This window comes from Prosthecobacter sp., from assembly GCF_044232965.1.
Classification (GTDB): Bacteria; Verrucomicrobiota; Verrucomicrobiia; order Verrucomicrobiales; family Verrucomicrobiaceae; genus Prosthecobacter.
This window is the reverse complement of record NZ_JBIIKX010000160.1, coordinates 1-2,637: the sequence shown is the minus strand read 5'-3', so window position 1 is coordinate 2,637 and position 2,637 is coordinate 1. Positions and strand designations below refer to the sequence as shown.

General features: G+C 60.8%; 3 protein-coding genes. All 3 read right to left on the bottom strand.

Features of this window, described 5'->3' with window-relative positions:
- Positions 1–141 precede the first annotated feature (141 nt).
- The 3 genes from ACILSI_RS26970 to ACILSI_RS26960 are packed head-to-tail and all read right to left on the bottom strand — an operon-like array spanning position 142 to position 2,478.
- The gene (locus ACILSI_RS26970) at positions 142–1,392 is read right to left on the bottom strand and encodes a sialidase family protein (protein ID WP_395725029.1); all 1,251 of its coding nucleotides are present in this window, start codon (positions 1,390–1,392) and stop codon (positions 142–144) included.
- 16 nt (positions 1,393–1,408) lie between these two features.
- The gene (locus ACILSI_RS26965) at positions 1,409–2,230 is read right to left on the bottom strand and encodes a formylglycine-generating enzyme family protein (protein ID WP_395725028.1); all 822 of its coding nucleotides are present in this window, start codon (positions 2,228–2,230) and stop codon (positions 1,409–1,411) included.
- 5 nt (positions 2,231–2,235) lie between these two features.
- Entirely contained in the window at positions 2,236–2,478 is a 243-nt protein-coding gene (locus tag ACILSI_RS26960; RefSeq protein ID WP_395725027.1) for a hypothetical protein, read from the bottom strand.
- Positions 2,479–2,637 lie beyond the last annotated feature (159 nt).

The following is a 2,637-nucleotide window of genomic DNA, read 5'->3' as shown; positions in this document are numbered from 1 at the left end:
GGATTCCGTCGGCGAGATGTCTGCCTTTGCGGCACCTGCGTGCCATCCGGCGTGGACGCTGGTCGTGAGAAGAAGGAGAAGAAGGTATTTCATGGTGTGGTGGATGGTTGGGGCTTTTGGTTCGGTGCTGCTTGGATAGGCTCAAGGCGGTTTGGTTGATGACTCGTAGAACCACGCCGAGTCGATCACAGCCACGCGGAGGTCGATGATGTCCTGGATGCTCCAATTGGGCAGATACTCGCAGGTCCAGTAGTTGAGGATGGCGCGTCCATCGCGGGTGAAGCGGCAGCCGGGATTGGAGAAGGCGCGTTTCGGGTCGGTCTCGATGTCGCGCACGTGCTGCCAAGTGCGCCCGTGGTCCTTCGACACGGCGGCGGTGAGCGGGCTGCGCTTGCCATAGTGCGAGCGGAACTTGGGATCGAAGGTGTTGTTCCAGATCATCAGCAAATCCCCCGTCGAGGGGATACGGGTCAGCTCCGGACAGGACTCCGGCGAGGTGAGACCGGTGCTCTTCGGCGCGGACCAATGCAGCCCGTCGTCGGTGGACTCGGAAAAGTGGAGCGTGCCGAGTTGATTGCGCATCACCATCAGAACGCGGCCATCGCCCGTCTGTTCGACGTGCGGCTCCATCGCGCCGCGCTTCGGCAGCGTGAGCCAGTTCGCGGCCTCGCTCCAGGTGCGGCCGTCGTCGTCGCTGAAGAGAATGGTTGCCTCATACGGCCCGGTTTCGGCCGGTTTCCCGGGAGCGGGCGGACTGGCAGGCAGAAGCAGGCGTCCCGAAGCCAGTCGCTTCACCGTGGCATTGCACAACGAAAAGGCCCGCTTCGGGACGAACTCCGCCAGTGGCGAAAAGGTCTGCCCCTCGTCGGTCGACTTCCACACATGGTTGGTCAGCGAGCCGGGTCGATGTTGTCGCATGAAAAGAAGAAGAATGCCTCCATCCTGCGCGCGGATGAGATTCGGCGAATAGACATTCACATCGCCCGGAGCGGTGTCGGTGATCAAGCGATGCCCAGCCCAGGTGCGCCCGCCATCGGCCGACTCATGCGCCACGAGCCGCGTGATGGCGAAGTCGTTGCCATCGCCGCCAAACTCCATCGAGATCAGCAGCAGCCTCCCATCCTTCAGTTCGATTACATCCCCCTCGCTCTTGCGAGGCAGTTTCGGGGTGCTCGCGCTGACGGTGACGATGGATTTCTTGCCTTCGGTCGGCGCTTTGGCGGGAGGAGTCTGTGCCGTGGCGGCGAAAGGCAGAAGGAGGGCGGTGAGAGCCGACCGGAGGGAACCGGAGCGCAGCGGAGATAGCCGACGAAACGAATCCGAAAAGGATCGGCAAACAGCCTGCCAGACTGATTTCAAAATGACGCAGGCAACGGTGATGCTGTATTTCATGTTTGGCATTCATTTCCTACTGCCTCGGCACAGCCGGGCCCAGGCAGATGCGAAAGCCATCGCGTGAGTCGGAGTAGGTCACGTCTCTGATTCCCAGTCGCACAGCGCAGCGCGCATTGCCGGGCACATCGAAGTAGTTTCCGCCACGGCAGACGGGGCGGGAGACGGTGCGTTTTTCGGCGTTTTCAAAGTAGATCTCTTCGTGACCGCCCTTTGGATCGAAGTGGTCGATGACAAACTCCCACACACCGCCGCACATGTCGGCGAGGCCGAAGCCGTTGCGGCCTTTCTCGCCGTAGTGATCGACGGGCGACACAAACGCGAAGCCATCGCTCCACGGCACCTTGGCGAGCGGCCATGCCTTCGTGCCGCCCGGCAGGACATCCATGCTGGAGATGTTCAGCCTGCCCTCGCCATCTTCGATCTCGTTGCCCCACCAGAAGTAGCGGCTCTCCTTGCTGCCTCCACGGCAGGCATATTCCCACTCCGCTTCGGTTGGTAGACTGTATTCCATGCCTTCCGGGAGTCGGCTAGCCTTGCGTTCGCGCTCGCTCAGCCATTGGCAAAATGCCTTCATGTCGTTGTAGCTCACGCACACGACCGGAAAGTCATCACGGTTTGGAAATCCCCAGTTCGGATCGCGCCAGCTTTTGCCCTTCACGGATTTCCACGGATGCACCACCTGCGTCGTGAGATGATAACCGTCCCATTCGGGATCGAACACCTGGGTCTCGCCGCCCGGCTTTTCGGCATCGGTCACAAAGCCAGACTCCTCCACAAACCGCCGGAACTGTCCCACGCTGACCTCCGTGCGCCCCATCCAAAAGCCGTTCTTCATACGCGTCAGTCGTGGCTGTTACCCTCGAAGGACTCGCGCGTCGTCCCCGGCTGCGCACCACCTTCGATACCGGTGGCCCAAACCTTTTCCTCCAGCGTGCTGCCCATCATGAACTCGCCCGGCGGAATGAAAACGACCTCCAGCGGCACTCCGCCGCCGAGGTCGAGTCGTTTGGCATCTCCCTTGGTTGGTTCATCTTTGGCGAAAACGGAAACGGTCGCGAGGAGAGACAATAGAAGAGTGCGCATGGAAGCTATACAGCTCCCGGTAGCATAGCCTTTCTAGCAGCCTGTTGAAAAACCTCTCCTCCTGGGTGATGAGAACAACCCTGCATGTTTGAGCAACGCCAAACCAAGCAACGCCAGCAGGAACTCTGGATAGTCGCCGGAGAACTTCCCGCAGCCACC

Bases quoted from the DNA above. Each gene is read 5' to 3' on its own strand.
- ACILSI_RS26970 (WP_395725029.1), bottom strand. From the start codon at position 1,392: ATGAAATACAGCATCACCGTTGCCTGCGTCATTTTGAAATCAGTCTGG.
- ACILSI_RS26960 (WP_395725027.1), bottom strand. From the start codon at position 2,478: ATGCGCACTCTTCTATTGTCTCTCCTCGCGACCGTTTCCGTTTTCGCC.
- ACILSI_RS26965 (WP_395725028.1), bottom strand. From the start codon at position 2,230: ATGAAGAACGGCTTTTGGATGGGGCGCACGGAGGTCAGCGTGGGACAG.